The organism is Dysgonomonas sp. PF1-14, from assembly GCF_029892965.1.
Lineage (GTDB): Bacteria > Bacteroidota > Bacteroidia > Bacteroidales > Dysgonomonadaceae > Dysgonomonas.
This window is the reverse complement of the sequence record NZ_JARXWN010000014.1, coordinates 49,036-68,681: the sequence shown is the minus strand read 5'-3', so window position 1 is coordinate 68,681 and position 19,646 is coordinate 49,036. Positions and strand designations below refer to the sequence as shown.

General features: G+C 40.4%; 23 protein-coding genes, 1 tRNA gene and 1 pseudogene. 11 read left to right on the top strand and 14 right to left on the bottom strand.

Going from position 1 to position 19,646, the window contains the following annotated elements; translation table 11 throughout:
- Positions 1–28 precede the first annotated feature (28 nt).
- The 6 genes and pseudogenes from traN to M2448_RS15570 all read left to right on the top strand — a co-directional run bounded on the left by traN (position 29) and on the right by M2448_RS15570 (position 3,708).
- Entirely contained in the window at positions 29–964 is a 936-nt protein-coding gene (traN, locus tag M2448_RS15595; protein WP_163304733.1) for a conjugative transposon protein TraN, read from the top strand.
- A gap of 2 nt (positions 965–966) precedes the next feature.
- A complete protein-coding gene (locus M2448_RS15590; RefSeq protein WP_163304731.1) occupies positions 967–1,551 on the top strand; it encodes a conjugal transfer protein TraO in 585 nt (194 codons plus the stop codon).
- Positions 1,552–1,555: 4 nt separating this feature from the next.
- Positions 1,556–2,026: a DNA N-6-adenine-methyltransferase gene (locus M2448_RS15585; RefSeq protein ID WP_163304729.1), complete on the top strand. Its 471-nt coding sequence runs from the start codon at positions 1,556–1,558 to the stop codon at positions 2,024–2,026.
- Positions 2,027–2,039: 13 nt separating this feature from the next.
- Positions 2,040–2,468 (top strand): annotated as a pseudogene (locus M2448_RS15580) (DUF3872 domain-containing protein); the annotation flags it as partial.
- A 197-nt stretch (positions 2,469–2,665) separates the two neighbouring features.
- Entirely contained in the window at positions 2,666–3,268 is a 603-nt protein-coding gene (locus tag M2448_RS15575; protein ID WP_163304725.1) for a M23 family metallopeptidase, read from the top strand.
- Entirely contained in the window at positions 3,265–3,708 is a 444-nt protein-coding gene (locus M2448_RS15570) for a PH domain-containing protein (RefSeq protein ID WP_163304723.1), read from the top strand. Before M2448_RS15575 ends, M2448_RS15570 begins: the two co-directional genes overlap by 4 nt.
- Positions 3,709–3,853: 145 nt before the next feature.
- Here the strand turns inward: M2448_RS15570 and M2448_RS15565 are convergent, their stop codons facing one another.
- The 13 genes from M2448_RS15565 to ilvA all read right to left on the bottom strand — a co-directional run bounded on the left by M2448_RS15565 (position 3,854) and on the right by ilvA (position 12,260).
- Positions 3,854–4,039 carry an NADH-quinone oxidoreductase subunit F gene (locus tag M2448_RS15565; RefSeq protein WP_163304721.1) on the bottom strand — a complete coding sequence of 62 codons (186 nt, stop codon included), beginning with the start codon at positions 4,037–4,039 and terminating at the stop codon, positions 3,854–3,856.
- Positions 4,040–4,047: 8 nt separating this feature from the next.
- The gene (locus M2448_RS15560; RefSeq protein WP_163304719.1) at positions 4,048–4,728 is read right to left on the bottom strand and encodes a hypothetical protein; all 681 of its coding nucleotides are present in this window, start codon (positions 4,726–4,728) and stop codon (positions 4,048–4,050) included.
- A 4-nt stretch (positions 4,729–4,732) separates the two neighbouring features.
- Positions 4,733–4,957, bottom strand: a complete 225-nt coding sequence (locus M2448_RS15555; RefSeq protein ID WP_163304717.1) for a DUF3873 family protein — start codon at positions 4,955–4,957, stop codon at positions 4,733–4,735.
- 2 nt (positions 4,958–4,959) lie between these two features.
- Positions 4,960–5,442 (bottom strand): hypothetical protein, encoded by a 483-nt coding sequence (locus tag M2448_RS15550; protein ID WP_163304709.1) that lies wholly within the window; start codon positions 5,440–5,442, stop codon positions 4,960–4,962.
- A gap of 12 nt (positions 5,443–5,454) precedes the next feature.
- Positions 5,455–6,048: a hypothetical protein gene (locus M2448_RS15545; RefSeq protein WP_163304707.1), complete on the bottom strand. Its 594-nt coding sequence runs from the start codon at positions 6,046–6,048 to the stop codon at positions 5,455–5,457.
- Positions 6,049–6,094: 46 nt separating this feature from the next.
- On the bottom strand, positions 6,095–7,087 hold the full coding sequence (locus M2448_RS15540) for a fusion protein (protein WP_280647073.1): 993 nt from the start codon (positions 7,085–7,087) through the stop codon (positions 6,095–6,097).
- Between the two features lie 19 nt (positions 7,088–7,106).
- Positions 7,107–7,343, bottom strand: coding sequence for a hypothetical protein (locus M2448_RS15535; protein WP_185155664.1), 237 nt, complete (start codon positions 7,341–7,343; stop codon positions 7,107–7,109).
- A 421-nt stretch (positions 7,344–7,764) separates the two neighbouring features.
- Positions 7,765–8,292 carry a hypothetical protein gene (locus tag M2448_RS15530; protein WP_163304705.1) on the bottom strand — a complete coding sequence of 176 codons (528 nt, stop codon included), beginning with the start codon at positions 8,290–8,292 and terminating at the stop codon, positions 7,765–7,767.
- A gap of 22 nt (positions 8,293–8,314) precedes the next feature.
- On the bottom strand, positions 8,315–8,734 hold the full coding sequence (locus tag M2448_RS15525; RefSeq protein WP_163304703.1) for a virulence RhuM family protein: 420 nt from the start codon (positions 8,732–8,734) through the stop codon (positions 8,315–8,317).
- Between the two features lie 6 nt (positions 8,735–8,740).
- Positions 8,741–9,271 (bottom strand): ORF6N domain-containing protein, encoded by a 531-nt coding sequence (locus M2448_RS15520; RefSeq protein ID WP_163304701.1) that lies wholly within the window; start codon positions 9,269–9,271, stop codon positions 8,741–8,743.
- Positions 9,272–9,282: 11 nt separating this feature from the next.
- Positions 9,283–10,515 carry a site-specific integrase gene (locus M2448_RS15515; protein ID WP_163304699.1) on the bottom strand — a complete coding sequence of 411 codons (1,233 nt, stop codon included), beginning with the start codon at positions 10,513–10,515 and terminating at the stop codon, positions 9,283–9,285.
- A 270-nt stretch (positions 10,516–10,785) separates the two neighbouring features.
- Positions 10,786–10,870 (bottom strand) — tRNA-Ser (locus M2448_RS15510).
- A 127-nt stretch (positions 10,871–10,997) separates the two neighbouring features.
- The gene (ilvA, locus tag M2448_RS15505) at positions 10,998–12,260 is read right to left on the bottom strand and encodes a threonine ammonia-lyase IlvA (RefSeq protein WP_280647072.1); all 1,263 of its coding nucleotides are present in this window, start codon (positions 12,258–12,260) and stop codon (positions 10,998–11,000) included.
- A gap of 431 nt (positions 12,261–12,691) precedes the next feature.
- Between ilvA and lepA the strand changes: the two genes are divergently transcribed.
- From lepA to M2448_RS15480, 5 genes are all read left to right on the top strand, one after another.
- A complete protein-coding gene (gene lepA / locus M2448_RS15500) occupies positions 12,692–14,479 on the top strand; it encodes a translation elongation factor 4 (protein WP_280647071.1) in 1,788 nt (595 codons plus the stop codon).
- A 13-nt stretch (positions 14,480–14,492) separates the two neighbouring features.
- Positions 14,493–15,002 carry a flavin reductase gene (locus M2448_RS15495; RefSeq protein WP_280647070.1) on the top strand — a complete coding sequence of 170 codons (510 nt, stop codon included), beginning with the start codon at positions 14,493–14,495 and terminating at the stop codon, positions 15,000–15,002.
- Positions 15,003–15,004: 2 nt separating this feature from the next.
- Positions 15,005–15,529: a GyrI-like domain-containing protein gene (locus tag M2448_RS15490; protein WP_280647069.1), complete on the top strand. Its 525-nt coding sequence runs from the start codon at positions 15,005–15,007 to the stop codon at positions 15,527–15,529.
- Positions 15,530–15,608: 79 nt separating this feature from the next.
- On the top strand, positions 15,609–17,501 hold the full coding sequence (gene speA, locus M2448_RS15485) for a biosynthetic arginine decarboxylase (RefSeq protein ID WP_280647068.1): 1,893 nt from the start codon (positions 15,609–15,611) through the stop codon (positions 17,499–17,501).
- Between the two features lie 74 nt (positions 17,502–17,575).
- Positions 17,576–18,367, top strand: a complete 792-nt coding sequence (locus M2448_RS15480) for a hypothetical protein (protein WP_280647067.1) — start codon at positions 17,576–17,578, stop codon at positions 18,365–18,367.
- A gap of 195 nt (positions 18,368–18,562) precedes the next feature.
- Here M2448_RS15480 and M2448_RS15475 read toward each other — a convergent pair whose 3' ends face one another.
- Positions 18,563–19,621 (bottom strand): winged helix DNA-binding domain-containing protein, encoded by a 1,059-nt coding sequence (locus tag M2448_RS15475; protein WP_280647066.1) that lies wholly within the window; start codon positions 19,619–19,621, stop codon positions 18,563–18,565.
- Positions 19,622–19,646: the final 25 nt, after the last annotated feature.

Below are 19,646 nucleotides of genomic sequence, written 5' to 3'. Positions count from 1 at the left end.
AGTAATTAACAATTAAAACAATTTTCGTATGAAACGATTTCTTTTAATGATTGCGGTATCTGTATGTGTATTTACCGCCAACGCACAGGAACACGAAGTTTCCACCAATCCCTCTACGGGCGATTATTTTGAAGGTCTGACACGACCGCTGACCTTTAACCGGATGATACCGCCGTATGCACTGGAAGTTACTTTCAGTAAGACAGTGCATATCATCTTCCCTTCGGCTATCCGCTATGTGGACTTAGGTTCTGCCGACCTGTTGGCAGCCAAAGCAGACGGAGCGGAAAATGTACTCCGTGTAAAAGCCGCCCTGCGTGATTTTTCACGGGAAAGCAATCTGGCGGTTATTACCGAAGACGGTGCATATTATACGTTCAACGTGAAATATGCCGATGAGCCTGTAAAGTTGAGTGTCGAAATGACCGACTTCATCCACGATGGAGAAGCCGTAAACCGCCCGAATAACGCAATGGAAATATATATGAGAGAATTGGGTAGCGAATCGCCGTTACTGGTTAAACTCATTATGAAGTCCATTTACAAAAACGATAATCGGGAAATAAAGCATATCGGCAGTAAAAGGTTTGGCATACAATACACGCTCAAAGGGGTTTATACGCACAACGGATTGCTTTATTTCCATATGCAACTCAAAAACTCATCCAATGTGCCGTTTGACGTAGATTATATTACGTTCAAAATAGTTGATAAGAAAGTGGCGAAACGTACCGCCATTCAGGAACAGGTAATTATCCCACTAAGGGCACACAATAACCTGACGTTGGTAGGGGGCAAGAAAACAGAACGTGTAGTGTTTACCCTGCCGAAGTTCACTATTCCGGATGATAAGCACCTTATCATTGAACTGAATGAAAAAGAGGGCGGACGGCATCAGTCGTTCGTGGTTGAAAATGCCGACCTCGTAAGAGCCAAAGTTATTAATGAACTGAAAGTTAAATAACCATGAAACGGCTATTACTTATACTAACGTTTGTGCTGTGCCTGGTCTTTGCAGACCAAGCCCACGCACAGCGTTGTTTACCGGGAATGCAGGGCATTCAGGTAACAGGTGGAATGGTAGACGGATTCCATTCGTCGGATAAAAAGAATGAACTGGGGTATTATTTCGGGTTATCTATGGCCACCTATACCAAACATGCTAATAAGTGGGTATTTGGTGCAGAGTTCCTGAATAAATACTACCCCTATAAGGAAGACAGGATACCTGTCAGCCAGTTTACGGCAGAGGGTGGTTATTACCTAAAATTCTTATCAGACCGCAATAAGGTTGTTCTTTTTTCTTTGGGCGGATCTGCACTCGCCGGATACGAAACAAGTAACTGGGGAGAAAAAACGCTTTTTGACGGCTCCACGCTCCGGAACAAAGACAGTTTTATTTATGGTGGTGCTATTACGTTGGAAATGGAAACATATCTATCCGACCGTGTGGTGTTACTCCTGACTGCTCGTGAGCGGGTGTTGTGGGGAACATCGACGGGACATTTCCATACCCAGTTCGGATTGGGACTGAAATTTATAATCAATTAGTGCCATGAAAGAAAATGATGAATGGTATACCCCACCGGAGATTATTCATTCTTTGGGAGAATTTGATTTAGATCCGTCATCTTCGGAAGAAGCATTTCGGTTAAACCAGTCGGCAAAGAAAATATATACTGCAAAAGAGAACGGACTGATACAGGATTGGCACGGTAGGATTTGGCTAAATCCGCCATACTCTAACCCGTTATTGCAGGATTTTCTCAAAAAAATGGCTGAACACAATCAGGGTATAGCCTTAGTTTTTTCAAAGATTGAAGCAAAATGGTTTCATGATATTGTGTTTGAGTATGCCACTGCCGTAAAGTTCCTGTATAATAGAATCCAGTTTTTCAAACCTGACGGAACAAAGGGAACACAACCTCGAAACGGCTCCATGCTTGTTGCCTACGGAGAGGAAGATGCAGCAATACTTTCAAGAAATCGGATAAAAGGTAAATTTCTCTATTTAATAAACAACTAAAAGTAAATTCAAAATGAAAAAGTTCTTAGCATATTTTTTATACACGCTATTGCTATCGGCAATAGTCTGTGCCTGTAGTGACGATTTGGATGTTCAGCAGGTTTATTCATTTGATCTTGTTACTATGCCCGTCCAGAAAAAAATCGTTCAGGGCGAAAGTGCGGAAATTCGATGCCAACTGGTAAAGGAAGGCGACTATGAACAGGCTCGGTTCTTTATCAGGTATTTCCAAAGTGATGGGAAAGGCGAGCTGCGGATGGATGACGGAACGGTATTTCTACCGAATGACCTGTACCCGTTGGATAAAACGACATTCCGACTTTACTACACATCACACAGCACGGATCAGCAGGTTATCGACATATATATAGAAGATTCATTCGGTCAGGTCGTGCAGAAAACATTCAGTTGGCAAAATGACAGGGGGGATGAAGACGATGATGTAGAAGAAAATATGGTTTCACAAAAAATATCAGGCAATGATTTTATGCGGTTATATCGTGTTCAACGCCCTTTGCTGGCTATGGATAGCCCATACGTTGAATAATGCTCCGACAGATATAGAGCTGTGGGGAAAAGAAGTTGAATAAGTAAAGTACCCGGAGCAATTCGGGTACTTACTGTATTTACAGATTGATTATGAAATATATAATAACATTCTTCATTGCGTTGCTTCATTTAACTGCATGGGGACAACCAAACAGAAAATCGGAAATAGAAAAATGTACGGAACAGGCTTATTCTGCAAAAGAGTTTCAACGAATAGCCGATTCAATGCAAATGACTATCGAAGAATTATCCGACTATCCCGTAGTTTTTCCGATTAAAAAGCCGTTACGAATTTCATCGGGCTTTGGTATGCGTTATCATCCTATTTATAAAAGGCGAAAATTTCATACAGGAATTGATATAGCCAAACCAAAGGGTACTCCCGTGTATGCCAGTGGCAACGGGAGAGTAGTTCGTAAGGGCTATTGTTCGGGATATGGGAATTACATTGAGATTGAACACGCAGGTAATTTTCATTCATTCTATGCTCATTTGAGTAAGATAATGGTAAATATAGGGGATTCGGTTAGTATTACTACACAGATTGCTTGTGTGGGTAATACGGGAATAGCAACAGGCAGCCATTTACATTATGAAATCAGGAAAGGGAAACGTTTCTTGAATCCGTCTGAATGGTGCTGTTGTCTGATTGAAATATGGAACACACAAAATTTAAACGAAAAAATAGCATGAAATTTCTTAATACATATTTACAACCCGGAGAGGACATAATGTACAGGGCACGGATACATATATTCTTATTCCTGCAACCTGCCATATTATTGACTATCGGGTTTATGTGTTATTTTGATGATGTAAAAATAACACATTATTTAGGGATTACACTTCTGTTCTTGGGATTGGTTTCCCTTGTACAGCGTGTGTTAGTGAAAGTAGGCTCAATCTATGCCGTAACCAACAAACGAGTGATTATAAAAACGGGAGTAATAAGTCGTCGGACTGTTGAACTGGTACTGGTTAAATGTGAGGGTATTCAGGTGGTACAAGGTATTGCAGGGCGTATCTTCGGCTATGGTTCTATCGTGGTTACTACGGGTGGAGCTACCAACTGTTACTATTATGTTGCCAATCCGTTCCGGTTCAAGAAGGCAATAAATATACAAATTAGATAGTTTTTGATAGTTCTAATTTCTATTACAAAAGCAATCCGAAGCTAATTAAACGTTTCGGATTGTTTGTTAATCGGCTTTTTGTTACTTTTTCTCCCGCCCATTTTTTTGCTCATAAGAATAGTAACGGGCGAAAATCGCCCGCTTATCATTTTTCTTGTCCCTCTTTTTGTAACTTCTCAAGCTGTTTCAGCATAAACCGATGGTTTTCGCCAACCGTATGCCCCGAAGCCATTTTGTAAGGACTGTCGGAACATTCAATACATTGCTGTATGGCTGCCTTCAGATCTGTTACTTCAATTCTGTTTCCGTCAATATCCTTTATCGTTGTCATATCCTTTGTTATTTAGATGTTTGTACTTGTATCGGGGAAACATACCAACTGTCTTGATACTTGTCGCCAATCAGGTTAAAAACGCCCGATAATCCGCTATCGTTGGCGTGTTTCTTGGCTTCGCTGATTGTACCGAACTCGCCTAATTTGTTGAAGCCGATAAATAGTTTGTATCTATCGTTGTTCTCCTTATGTTTTTTTACTTCTTCCTGTAACATCACATACATTTTTTGATAGTTGTCTTTCTTCTGTTCCAATTTGTTGTAAGCCTTCAATAACTGTTCATCCGTATCTGCATTGAAAAACAGATCATTGTGCTTTTTGTAGTCGATATACTGGGCAATGGCTCTTTCTACTTTTGTTATCTGTGCTTTTGCGGATGCAACTTTACCCAACAAAAAGTCAAAGCCCGTCTGTAAACCTGTTCGCTTGTCGTAAAAACAATGATATATCTGAACTCTTTTTCTCGGATATTTGCACACTAATTTTGCCTTACGCCATTCGATAAGCCACCGCCAACGATCTAACATATCACGGGGAATGTCTATTTTGTGTAAAACTTCCCGGCTTCTGTCCTCGTGGCGAATTTCAAAAGTGATATATACCCAATGTTCAATACCCAGTTCCCGTTCCGCTTTTGCAAGGTCTTTCGCATACTGCATCCAATCGTCCATTCTTTCCTGTGCCATGATGTTAGATGTTAATGTTATCGTTTTTCTTGGTTAGCCATTCATCCCGACGGGTACGGCATTCCTCCAGAGTTGGTGCTACGGTTGAAAATAATTTCCCGTCTGTATGCCTGTAATCGTATTGATAAAATGTTTGTTTCGGACGGTGGGCAGGACGAAACGTTGTATAGTTCTCTTTACCTTGTTCACATACAGAACAGCCGTTATGATTGATTGAATTTGTTTTCATTGTCATTTTGTAATATATTGATATTCTTTAATATAATCCTGTTCTTTTAGCCACTTGATTAGGTTCTCCATATTATATTCGGAGGTAATGATTGCCGAATCCCTTGAAAATTGAGTGAAACGACTGCTTTCGTAGTTGTCTATCCACTCTTTGAGGTTTACTGCTCCCCAAGTACTGTAATCCTGTGCAAACATTCGGTCAATCTCGGCTATCTCTTTGTTGAACTCCACCACGATAGTTTGGTATTTGTCGTCAATGATTTCAAGATGATGTAGTGAGCCGAACTCGTCGTGTAGGCGTGCGGAACTCCAATCGCTTTTGTAGGTATGATTTCCCCACCTATGTGGTTTATCGAAACGCACCTTTACCTCTGCTGTGTATTCGGTTATCTTGATTTCTTCGATAATGCCTGTTACCATTAAGCCTGTAAAAATGCTCTTACAACGCTTGCCTATAATACTATCGTTTACTTCTGTTGTTTTCATATCTATTGTTGATTAAAAGAATGATAATGTTAATTGTACTGCTTTGCGTCCTGTGATTTCATCAAACAGGCTTTTCGCTTGTTTCAAAACGGATATAGCGTATTTGTCGGTCTTACTGCTGTCTTTGTCAAGTCCTTTCATCATTTCATTGAGGGCTGCGGTAAGGCAATCTTTTCGATTGTCGAATATCTTACCCCATACGCCTAAGCCATAACCTGCTCCGCCAGTGCTGTAAGAATAACTCATTCCGTATGTCCATTTTCCGTTTAAGCCTTTACCCAGTGTAATATGGTTGCTTACCGCCCAACCGTCCCGATGGGGGAATTGTATTTCTTCACGTTCCAAAAAATCAGGTCTTTCCAACCAACCATATTCGTTAAATCCCTTTTTGGTAAAGCCGAATAGCAAATGTTTTTCATACTCCCGTTTATTCATTAATAACTGGCGTGGGGTATCTCCAAAACTCTCGTATTCCTCAATTATAGCCCTGTCGTTATGTCTTAGTGCGTTCAGATATACGGCTACATTGTGGCGTTCTACCCTGCAAAAATTGATATCCTGTATCTTTTGTAATTTTTCGTATGCTGATAAATCTTTGTATTTCATGACCATTCTTTTGTGGGGCAGGGTTACTGCCCCGTGTTACTACTTATTAATCCAATCCGAAATAATACGCTAACCGTTGTTCCTGTGATTTCGGAAAAATCCAACCTGCTAACTTCTTGCCGTTGAATGTCAATCGGCTGTTGAAGCGTCCGCCCATTGCTTTGAGTTCGTCTTTTATGGCTCTCGTTTCTCCGAATACCGCTACCGCTTTGGCTGAATACTCTACCAATGTGCAACCGCCTTTGCTTTCTTCTGTCGGCTTACTGGGTGGCATTGTGTCGGATTTGCTGATATGTATGTTATCGTCATTCCCTGCTGTGTATGCAAAATCTTCAATCGTGCGTTTACGGTCATATACAGGCACTTTTTCGATTATCCAACCGCAGTATTTGCTTTCGCCTAAATAGTAGCCGTCGCCCATACTGTATTTTTCACGGTGTTCGTAGTCCTCGTTAGGTTCGGCTAAATAGGCGGTTTCATCAAAGTTGGATGCGTGTTTGCGCATTTCGGAAAAGATGTCCCTTTTGTGTTTGGAAAAGCCTATAATAACCGTCCTTTGTGTGCTGTGTGCATAGTAGTCGGTCATTCGGTCGCTGTCGTCTTGCTTCAATCGTGCCACGATAACGCCTAAAGCATCTTCGGGGAATATCTCGGCAAAGCGTTTACGCCCGATTTCCTTAACCTGCTCTACTCTGGTTTTTTCCTGTTCGGATTCGTCTTCTTCTGCTTTCTTCTGTTTCTGTGCTTGCTGAAGAAGCATTGCAACTTCAAAACTGTCTATAAATTCAGGGTTCTCGCTGTCATAGTAATAACCAATACCGAATTTTTCATTCAATGGTCTGATAATGTCGGCTGTATGAAAATCCTTTGTCCGCAGGTTAATCAACTTGTAAGCAATGCCCCAATCGTTTTTACGGATTTCATACACTACATATCTGTCATAGCTGTAACCCTCCATTCGGATAACCTGATTGACTTCTACCACTTGTTTGGCTCTGTCTATCTCCTTGTTTGCTCCTAATAAAAATACTTTGCTCATAACTCTAAATTTTAAGGGATTATAAAAAGGTCAGCATTGCGAGAATAAAGAGGATTATAGCACCCAAACCCACGAAGAAGGAGAGGATACCCCGAATAACAGGAAGAAAGAGATACAAGCCCACTAAAGTCCAAATAAACCCTGTTCCCCACACACAGAAGCCCAAAACCGCCAAAACGATTTTTACAACCAATTTTATGCTAATTGGAAGGTAGGCTGTCGGTCGTTGTTTCCTATTTTTTTCTATACTTCTCATAATTTCTGACTTTTTTTTTATGCCGTATCGGAGCCGGTGAGGTGTGATCGAGTTTCAGGTGCAATTAGAAAGTAGTGTTTAGCCACTGCCAGTTTTTTACGAATAAATACGCTCGCCTGAAGAATGAGGGAAAGAGGAAGATTTTTCGTAAAACCCTTGCGGCTTGAACTTGCTGTGGCGTTAAGAACACGGAAATACTTTCGCAACTGATACTCGATTACTCCGAGCCGCTTTCCGTGGCTTAGTAGCTAAATGAGGAAGGAATTATACCGAGGGAAGTGTAGAAAAAAGAAAATTGAGTTTGATATACTTTGCGTTTATCATCATAAAACGCTGCACTTTCCCCACAGAAAGGAAAGCTATAAACATAAAAAAAGCCTGTATCATTTTGACACAGGCTCATTCGTATTATTGGTAATTATTATATTCCTTTTTTACCGTAGCATTTACTACCGTCAGGGGATAGATAGAAATTGAATGTTTCTTCTTTCGGAGTTCCCGACAGTTGAACAGAATACTTGCACCTGACAATGACTGCAAGTACATCATTTGCGTTTCTGCTGTCATATCCTTGCAAGTTATCAGGAACAAGGTTTTTAAGCGAATCTATACGGGTGTTCATTACGGCGATATCAGCATTATACTTGTCAATATCGCTTTGTTTTTTAGTTTGAGCCAATAAATCTTCGCTCATTTTTCTTGCAAGTTCAATACGACTAATAACAGATTGTTTTTCCTTTCTGAACTCATCGGTAAGATAAGCAACACTATCAGCAACCGTAACATTTCCAGTTTCGTTCAATTCAACAATTTTGAAGTTGAGATTTTCTTTTGTATCACTACCTTTTAACAGGTTATCAGTAATGGTTTTTTCATAATTACTCGTTGATGAGTTTGAACCGCAGGAAACCATAAAAACAGCGATAAGTAAATAAAATACGTGTTTCATATCTGAATGTATTAAGAGTTTATTAATTCATTGAAATAGCCGGAAGTTTTGAATGCAGGTTATATACTATCAGAACTTCAGTTGATTTTTTATTATCATTTCGGGTATATTCGGTTAATGCTTTCATTACCCATTCCCGAAATGCTTTTGCTTCAAAAGATGCTACACGGTAGCTGACAAATATCAATGCTTCAAGATTATACAGTACCGTTTCACATGAGCGCCCATTATTCTCGAATTTATGTATTCGGGTAACATCTTCTTCACGAAGTAAGCCTGATTTGAATATGCTCCGAAGGTTGTTACCAATCGTATTGACGAACACATTAAACAAATCGGCAACCTCATGTTTCGTTAGCCACAGGGTGCAATTTACGAGTTTTGCTTCAACAATTAGTTGATTTTCATCGTTTTCTTTAATTTTGATATATCCTCGTTCCATATTTTGCTATTCTTCATCATATTTAACATTAAAGCCTATACGCTTACGGGGCATATTTTCCTGTTCTTTTTGTGATGCCAGTTCGGTAAGAGCCTGATAAATATCGCTGAACTGCATATTTGTTTCTATCATAAATTCGTCCAATTTACGATTTAATTCTGCATAACCGAGTGCATATTGGCGTAAAGCAACAAAAGCCCGCATAATAGATATATTTACCTGAATAGCTTTCTTACTTTTCAATACGGATGAAAGCATAGCCACTCCGAGTTCCGGGAACGCCATTATAAAGGAAGAGCCGACGTTGTATCCGGGGGGTATCACATTTTGTGACACCCCTAATTTGATTACTTCGTCGCTTTCTTCCCGTGTCAATTCAAACATGAAGTCAGGAGCCGGAAACCTGTCTATATTTCGTTTGACTGCCTGTTTTAAGGCTCTTGTTTCAACTTCATACAATTTTGCGAGGTCATAATCCAACATGACACGCACACCTCTGATATCGTATATCTTATTTTGAATGATTTGTAGTTCCATGATATTATTATTTATTGATTAACTACTAATTTATCCTCCATGCTTTTAACTTTTCCGGCAAAAGCATTCATATCGTGGCTTATTTTTGAATCAGTTATTCTCGCATAAATTTGAGTTGTTCTTATATTAGTATGCCCTAACATTTTACTAACACTTTCGATAGAAACGCCCTTACTAAGTGTCAGAGTAGCAAATGTATGGCGTGCAAGATGGAATGAAATTTCCTTATCAATCCCACATAATGTGCCGATTTCCTTCAGGTAAGCGTTCATCTTTTGATTACTTGGTACAGGGAGTATTCGGTTATCCGGCAAAGTGCCTTCATATTTTTCTAATATTCTTTTGGGAATATCAAGTAAGGGGATTGAAAACGTTACATCTGTTTTTTCTCTTTTACCAATAATCCACAGATTACCGTCGAATGAGGTTCGAATGTTTTCTTTGCGCAATTTCTTTACATCTATATATGCTAATCCGCAAAAACAAGAAAACACAAAAATATCACGCACGTGTTCCAATCGTTTTGTAGAAAACCTTTTTTCCATTATAGATTCGACTTCCTCTTGTGTCAGATAGCCTCTATCTACTTTCTTAATACGAATTTTGTAATTGACAAATGGATCAGCTTTAATCCAGTCATTGTTTTTTGCGATAATGACGATGCGCTTGAAAAACTGCATGAACTTGGCTGTTGTATTTGAACTGCAGCCACAGGTAGTTTGTAAATAGACTTCAAAATCTGTAATAAAGAGGTAGTCAATTTCTTTTAATCCCACATCCGAGCGATTGTATTTCTCCTTAATAAAGTTGGTTAGATGTTTACGTGTTACCTCATATTTCTGATAAGTAGCCTTTGATTTGCTTATGCCCACCAATCTTTCAACATCGTCATTATGCTTTTTAAATAAGTCTAAAAGCATCTGTTGTTTAATTTCTACTCCAAAGAAGATGTTTTTAATACGTTCAGGGCTTACGGTAGTTTCCCGTTCCTGTAATTCACGGTAGATCTTTGTCATAGTAGCCTTGATACTTTCAAGGATACCGTTGAGTTCTATTACTTCTTGTGTTTTGCCGACAGCTTTTCCTGATTTCGTATCCCAGATTTTGGGATTGACTTCTGTTTTTGCTCCAAACTGAACAGCTTCTCCATTGACGGTAATCCGTCCCATAATCGGCATTTTGCCATTTGCTTTTACTGCATTCCTTTTAACATAGAAAAGGATGTTGAATGTACTCTTTTGCATAACTCAAAATTTAATTTCAAAATTAGTTTTAACAATCAAATAATGAGATAAATACAGACTGCCAATAATGGACAACACACTGCCAATTTCGGACAATTCGTAACCTATTTCTAATTTTGGAGAGTAGGTTACGAATTGGTTACGCAACTATGTCCAAAATTGGCTTTTTTATGGCTTTACACCCAGACACTCTTAAATGCAAAAAGTCCCACAAATCATTGATTTGTAGGACTTGTCTGCTGTTTGTCGCCTTTTGTCTTAGGCTTTCAGCGGAGAGAGAGGGATTCGAACCCCCGGAACCTCGCAGTTCAACGGTTTTCAAGACCGCCGCAATCGACCACTCTGCCATCTCTCCAGTGCTTAAGCACCGCGCTTTTCGTTCAAAAGCGATGCAAATGTAGCTGTTTTTTTTGTTTCCGCAAACAATTTCAACAACTTTTATTCACCTATTTTATAAGACTCTCTCTCTCAGCATATAGCTGCTATACAATATAACGTCCTAAATCGCTGTCCGGATCGAGAACCGTAAAATCTAACCCATATTCTATCATACGGCTAATAAGATTATTATATTCATCTATCGTTTCCAGTTCGATACCGACCAAAGCCGGACCATTTTCTTTTTCATTCTTCTTCATATATTCGAAACGGACAATGTCGTCACGTTCACCCAAAACCTTGTTCACAAAGTCTTTCAGTGCATTGGCACGCTGTGGGAAGCGAATGATAAAATAATGTTTTAACCGTTCAAATATAAGAGAGCGCTCTTTAATCTCCTGCATACGATCGATATCATTATTGCTTCCGCTAACAATGCAAACCACGTTCTTACCCCTGATCTCAGATGCATAATGATTCAATGCAGCTATACTTAGTGCTCCGGCCGGCTCAACTACAATTGCGTTCTCATTATACAGTTTCAGTATCGTAGAACAAGCCTCTCCCTCAGGTACAAGACAAATATCATCAACCACTTCAGAACAAATGGAATAAGTAATGTCCCCTACCCTTTTCACTGCCGCGCCATCCACAAATTTATCAATGTGCGCCAATGTCACCGGATGTCCTGCCTTGAATGCCGATCTCATACTTGCAGCACCCTCGGGCTCCACAGCTATAATCTTCGTCTGCGGCGAAAATTCTTTTACGTACGCACCGATGCCGGAACACAACCCGCCACCGCCGACAGGGATAAATATATAATCAATCGGAGTTTCACCCATCTGGCTAAGTATTTCTACAGCGATTGTACCCTGCCCTTCTATAATACGCAAATCGTCGAATGGAGGGATAAACGTCATACTATGCACTTCGGTATATTCCTTTGCGGCCTGTGCACAATCGTCAAACGTATCGCCGGTCAGTACAATCTCTATATTGCCATTACCAAACATACGGGTTTGCTTTATCTTTTGCTTAGGCGTGATCTTCGGCATGAAAACTACACCTTTTATACCTAGCTTATTGCAGCTATAAGCAAATCCCTGTGCATGATTTCCGGCACTGGCACAAACAACACCTCTTTCCAACAAATCTCTGTCGAGACTACTTATCATATTATATGCGCCTCTCAGTTTATATGAGCGTACTACCTGTAGATCCTCCCTTTTCAGGTAAACATTTGATTCGAAATATTCCGATAAAGTATTAATATATTGTAGAGGTGTTTGCTTTACAACATCCTTTACCCGCTGTTGGGCTTTTTGCATATCAAGCCCATATTTTTCAATAAGTTTTGAAGACATATTTTATTATTTATTCTTTTCAAAAAGTAACAACTATCAATTATAAAATCATATTTTATGTAAAAGTAACCGTTTTTTCGATTATTAGGAAGCAAAAAGGTAACAAAGGTTACAGCTTTTGTTGTTAGTAAATAGAACATATTATTCATCTTTACACTTTTGGCTGAGAATCATTTTAACTAAAACCTGACAAACCTTGCACATTTTACAGCATTATTCCAATGTTTTCTGACATTATCCGCTGACAACATCATTCTCCCTTATAGATAAAATCTCAGGAATATTATACACTCGTAAAACAGTCGTGCAATATAGTCGCATTATTGATTTTTTAAGACAAGCTTTCGTATCTTTTTTGTATATTTGCACCCTAATTTGGGGTAGTGCGTCTATTCCCATTTTTGAGATTATAATAAAGATATAAACACAGAATGAATAAAATACGTAATTTTTGCATTATTGCACATATCGATCATGGCAAAAGCACACTGGCTGACAGACTTTTAGAATACACCAAAACGGTAGAAGGAAAAGACTTACAAGCACAGGTACTCGACAATATGGACTTGGAACGTGAACGCGGGATCACCATAAAAAGCCATGCCATACAAATGGAATATGTGTATAAAAATGAAAAATATATACTCAATCTGATAGATACTCCCGGACACGTCGATTTTTCATACGAAGTTTCACGTTCTATTGCCGCCTGCGAAGGAGCTCTACTCATTGTAGATGCTGCACAGGGAATACAGGCCCAGACTATATCTAACCTGTACATGGCTATAGAACACGACCTCGAAATTATTCCTATACTGAACAAAATAGACTTACCCAGCGCTATGCCTGAAGAAGTCGAAGATCAGATAGTGGAACTGCTGGGCGTAAAACGTGAAGATATAATTCGTGCCAGCGGTAAAACAGGACAAGGAGTGTATGATATACTCGATGCTGTCATCGAACGCATACCTGCCCCGAAAGGTGATCCGGAAGCCCCTTTGCAGGCTCTGATTTTCGACTCGGTATTCAACTCTTTCAGAGGGATCATTGCTTACTTTAAGGTAGTAAACGGAAGTATCAAAAAAGGAGATCTTGTTAAATTCTTCAATACAGGAAAAGAATACGATGCAGACGAAGTAGGCGTACTCAAACTCGATATGTCTCCGCGCGATGTAGTCACCTGTGGAGACGTAGGTTATATTATATCCGGTATCAAAACGTCGAAAGAAGTAAAAGTAGGTGATACCATTACCCATGTGAAAAACCCATGTAAAAAGGCTATTGAAGGATTTGAGGAAGTAAAACCGATGGTATTCGCCGGAGTATATCCGATAGAAAGCGAAGACTTCGAAGACCTGCGGGCATCACTAGAAAAGCTGCAACTGAACGATGCTTCGCTGACTTTTCAGCCCGAATCGTCCGTTGCGCTCGGTTTCGGATTCCGTTGCGGATTTTTGGGACTGCTACATATGGAGATCATACAGGAACGCCTCGACCGTGAGTTCAATATGGATGTGATAACCACCGTACCAAATGTTTCGTACATTGTACACGACAAGAAAGGGAATACTAAAGAAGTACATAACCCTGCCGGACTCCCCGACCCTACCCAGATCGACTACATCGAAGAGCCTTATATACGCGCTTCGGTAATCACCAATACTACATATATAGGCCCTATAATGACCCTTTGTCTCGGCAAACGCGGCATACTTATCAAACAGGACTATATATCGGGGGACCGCGTGGAGATCATTTACGACATCCCTCTAGGCGAAATCGTTATCGACTTCTACGACAAACTGAAAAGTATATCGAAAGGTTATGCATCTTTCGACTATCATATGCACGATTATCGCGAATCGAAACTGGCAAAACTCGATATTCTGCTCAACGGTGAATCGGTAGACGCACTTTCTACACTTACACATGTAGACAATGCCGTAACATTCGGACGCCGTATGTGCGAGAAGCTGAAAGAACTGATCCCGCGCCAGCAATTCGATATAGCCATACAGGCCGCTATCGGAGCTAAAATCGTTGCGCGCGAAACGATCAAGGCTGTACGTAAAGACGTTACGGCCAAATGTTACGGAGGTGACATTTCCCGTAAGCGTAAGCTTCTCGAAAAACAGAAAGAAGGTAAAAAACGTATGAAACAGGTAGGTAATGTAGAAGTACCGCAGAAAGCGTTTTTGGCAGTATTGAAACTGGATTAAATAACAGGGAATTATGGCTGACTTCAAAAAAACGAACATAAAAGATTTCACACCCGACAGTTTCGGGCTAAAAAATAAATGGATGCTGATTACGGCTTCTAAACAGGACGGCACAGTCAATACCATGACAGCCAGTTGGGGCGGATTTGGTGTGATGTGGAACAAAGAAGTTGTCTTCGTGGTTATACGTCCGCAACGTTATACACGTGAATTTGTAGAAAACAGCGAATCGTTCTCGCTGACATTTTTCGACAAAGAGTATCTCAAAGACTTAGGATATCTGGGTAAAGTATCGGGACGCGATGAAGACAAAATAGCAAAAGCCGGACTTACTACCGTATTTGATAATGGAGTTCCGTATTTCGAAGAAGCACATACAGCTATCTTTGCAAAGAAACTCTTTGTACAACGCATAGAAGAAAATGCGTTCCTCGACAAAGACATTATAGATCGCTGGTATCCCGAGAAAGACTATCATTATCTGTATATAGCTGAAATAACAAACATTTTAGAAAGGGAATAATAATGGAACGTCAGGAAGTTGTATTGGAAAAGTTCGCTGTAGTAGGTGTTTCCGTTCGCACTACCAATCAGAACCATCAGTCGCAGGGAGATATAGCCGCGCTGTGGGAGGTATTCTTCAGGAATGCTTATTTGCAACAACTGATGCCTAATAAAGTATCGAATGATATTTACTGCATCTATACTGATTACGAAAGCGACTATACCGGCGAATACACGACTATTGTAGGCTACAAAGTATCTACACTGGAAGGCATTCCCACAAACCTGAGCCTGACAATAAAGGAAATTCCCGAAAGCAAATATTACAAATACGTTTCGGAGGGAGAGTTGCCCTATGCCATAGGCAGAACATGGGCACATATCTGGCAATCCGACATAGACAGGCGTTATCTGGCAGATTTCGATGTCTACGGAGAAGAAGCCAAAGACCCGAAGAACGCTAAAATAACGACATATTTATCAGTTAATCACCCCTCCCCGCCCCTACCCGAAAGGGAGGGAGACTGGAGTGGTAATAATTATTAATAACTAAAAACACTTTTCCCGCTCTCCTCCCCCTTTGGGGAGGCCGGGAGGGGTGATATTTATCACTTTACACAAAAGAATGAGAAAATGGCGCATCGAAGACTCGGCTGAGTTGTACAACATCGCAGGCTGGGGAATTAATTACTTTTCTGTCAACGAGAAAGGTAACGTTGTGGTAACTCCTCGTAAAGATGGAGTAGCTGTTGATTTAAAAGAGTTGATGGACGAATTGCAACTTCGTGACGTATCTGCTCCTGTTCTGATTCGTTTTCCGGATATTCTGGACAATCGTATCGAGAAAATATCGACATGCTTTAAACAGGCAGCTGAAGAATATGAATATAAAGCCCAAAACCATATAATTTACCCCATAAAGGTAAACCAGATGCGCCCGGTAGTAGAGGAATTGATCAGTCACGGAAAGAAATTCAATATCGGATTAGAAGCAGGTTCAAAACCCGAACTTCATGCCGTAATTGCGATCAATACCGATTCCAATTCCCTCATCATCTGCAACGGGTACAAAGACGAAAGCTATATAGAGCTGGCTCTTCTGGCACAGAAGATGGGTAAACAAATATTTATCGTAGTAGAGAAGCTGAACGAACTTCCCCTTATTACCAAAGTTGCCAAAAGGCTGAAAATAACTCCGAATATCGGCATCCGTATTAAACTAGCCAGTTCGGGCAGTGGCAAATGGGAAGAATCGGGAGGAGACGGCAGTAAATTCGGACTCAACTCAAGCGAACTGTTGGAAGCACTTGCATACCTCGAAAAAGCAAATATGCAGGATTCCCTGCGTCTTATCCATTTCCATATCGGAAGCCAGATAACTAAAATACGCCGTATAAAAACAGCCCTGCGCGAGGCATCCCAGTTCTATGTACAATTGCATTCGATGGGCTTCAAAGTAGAGTTTGTAGACATTGGCGGCGGACTGGGTGTAGACTACGACGGTACACGCTCGTCATATAACGAAAGCAGTGTGAACTATTCCATACAGGAATATGTAAACGACTCTATAGCCACTATGGTAGATGCAGCCAACAAGAACAATATCCCCCACCCTAATATCATTACCGAGTCGGGACGTTCGCTTACAGCACATCACTCGATACTCGTGTTTGAAGTATTGGAAACCGCTACATTGCCTGAATGGGACGAAAGCGAAGAAATAGCGGAAGACGACCACGAACTTGTACGCGAACTGTACGACATTTGGGACAACCTGAGCCAGTCGCGTATGTTGGAAGCATGGCACGATGCCCAGCAAATCCGCGAAGAAGGGCTCGACCTGTTCAGTTTGGGAATGCTTACACTGAAAACAAGGGCACAGGTAGAACGTCTGTACTTCTCTATTGCACGCGAAATATTCCATATGGCAGGGCGCTCTAAACATGCACCGGAAGAACTGAAACAATTATCGAAACTGTTGCCGGACAAGTATTTCTGTAACTTCTCGCTATTCCAGTCACTACCCGATTCATGGGCAATAGATCAGGTGTTTCCGATCATTCCTATCCACAGGCTTGACGAGAAACCCGATCATACAGCTACATTGCAAGATGTTACCTGCGATTCGGACGGGAAAATAGACAACTTCATATCTAACGGTAACCAATCATCATATCTGCCTGTTCATGGTAAAAAGAAAAACGAACCGTACTATCTGGGTGTATTCCTTGTAGGTGCATATCAGGAGATATTGGGCGACCTTCACAACCTGTTTGGTGATACCAATGCCGTACACATCTCCGTAGATAGTGACGGATACAAGATAGAGCAAATGATAGACGGTGAAACTGTAGCAGAAGTGCTCGACTATGCACAATACAATGCCAAAAAGCTTGTACGCACCGTAGAAGGCTGGGTTACCAGTTGTGTAAAACAAGGATCGATCACCGTAGAGGAAGGAAAAGAATTCCTGTCCAATTACCGGTCGGGGCTGTACGGATACACTTATCTGGAATAATTAATACACGATATCCCCTCCGGTCTGCTGTAAGATTGAGAGGGGATTTTTGTTTAATCTAAATAAATAATCCTGTGAAAAAATTAATAATTACAATCTTTTCTCTTTTCCTGTTACTTACCAGTTGCTCTGTATATGAAGACCTGTACTTTCTGGAAAACGGACAGGTAAAATATAACATGACCATAGATGCAGCCGAACTATTGGCAATAGCAGGTACTTCGTCTTTAAAAAACAGTAATAACAAATATCCGAAAGACAGTATTATGAATTTTTCGGAAATTATAAGAGAGACTGTAGATAGTATTCCATCCGGTATGGAGCAAGATATTAAAAATACGGAACCACTCTATATGAGGGTGCAAAATGACGATAGCCTGGGGATATTTAAAATATCAATTTATGGTGATTTCGACAATATAGATGCTTTCACAAATGCTTTTGCATCAATGTCTAAACTGGAAAAAGAAGGGAAAAGTAAAACGAATAATTCTTTTAGCAAGTTTTATGTAAATGATCCCTTTGGCAGGAATTCTTATTCATGGGACGGAACGATGTTCAAACGTGTTGTAACAGCAGCACCCGAAAAGATAGAATATGAAATAACTGACAATAATGGAATAAACGATGAGGAAGAGAATGACAATACAGGCCTAAGCCTGAAAAACAGTATTGATGGCTCTATGGACCGGTTATTCTCGCAAGGAAATATGGTAATAAAATATCATTTTCCTAAAAAAATAAAGAAAGTAAGCAACGAGAATGCTACTTTTTCGATGGACGGAAAAACGGCCATACTGAATTATTCTGCTGCCCTTTTCCTTAATGCCGATGAAAGATTGTCTATAGAAATTGAAACAGAGTAAAGAAGTCTCTTTTCACGTTAAAAGAACAAATGAGTAAACACAAAATCAGGCACAGTAAAACCTGCCTCAATTGCGGTAGTTTTGTAGAAAATAATTATTGCCCGAAATGCGGACAGGAAAATACGGAAAGCAGACTATAATGTTATTACTGATCACGATATTATACAGCCTGTTTACAGTCTATAAGATTTACGGTTAACCCTTCATATAGTTATTAAATTCCTGTGCTGCCTTATCTATCAGTTTCAGCATCTTCTTGTTTGGTTCAGAAAAGCATGAAGGTTCACTTATAACCTGATTCTTCTTCACTATCCTGTTCCAGATACCGATTACCTGTCCGTTATAGAATATAGTGGGCTTAAACACGCCGTTGCTTACAATGACTTTCTTGTGATGGTCTGTTGCCAAGACTTCTTTCCTGTCTTTATAGCTTACAAACAGCTCATCGAATGCCGGAAGGAAATGCACAAGATGATCTTCTATCTGGTGATCGAGACAGGAAGAATGAAATATATAGGTGGAATCTCCGACTGTTTCGAATATAAAATCCGGCCTGATCATCTCCAGCGCTTTTTTAGAATCTCCTGCCGTTAGTCCCGACCACCAGATAAAATCCTGTAATGTAGCCGGCCCATGACTGCGAAAATACTTATAAGCCAGTTTTCTTAATGCTTCATCTTTATCGAAAACTTCTGTCTTCGGTACTTTACGTTCGAGCAGATCATAGGTCTGTTTCTTCCCTCTGACTACACCGTTACATACCAAACCTGCCTGCTCAGCGTTGAACATGATATGGTTCAATATGGATGCATTTATAGAAATACCTGCTTCCACAAACTTCTCTCCTAATTCCTGCCGCGTCTGATTAGGTTCTTTTTCCAGAATATTCCTCAATAGCTTATGTGCGCGAGTCGTAATATCTTCTGTCAGCCCGATCATCTTATCATAGGTACGGCCTGTCGCCTTCAGGCGTGGAGCGCTCAATTCGAGCATCCAGTGTATATCGTCACGCGATACGAAGTGCCATGTAGGGCGAAGGATATGGGTACGTATTATTTCACCTTTGTTTACAGCATCTTCCACCTCTCTGTCGCTGATGCCGGGCAAGCGCGAGCCTACAGCCCATTTGCCCATATTGAAATCCTGAGCCTGTATAGCGCCCATCCATGAAACTACTTCGCGGGGTGTTTTCAATTCAGAACCTGCAAGCAGATGATTTGCAAGTCTCAGTTTAGCGATCAGTGAAGCATCCATAAGATCAGAGGGTATTATTTTTAAG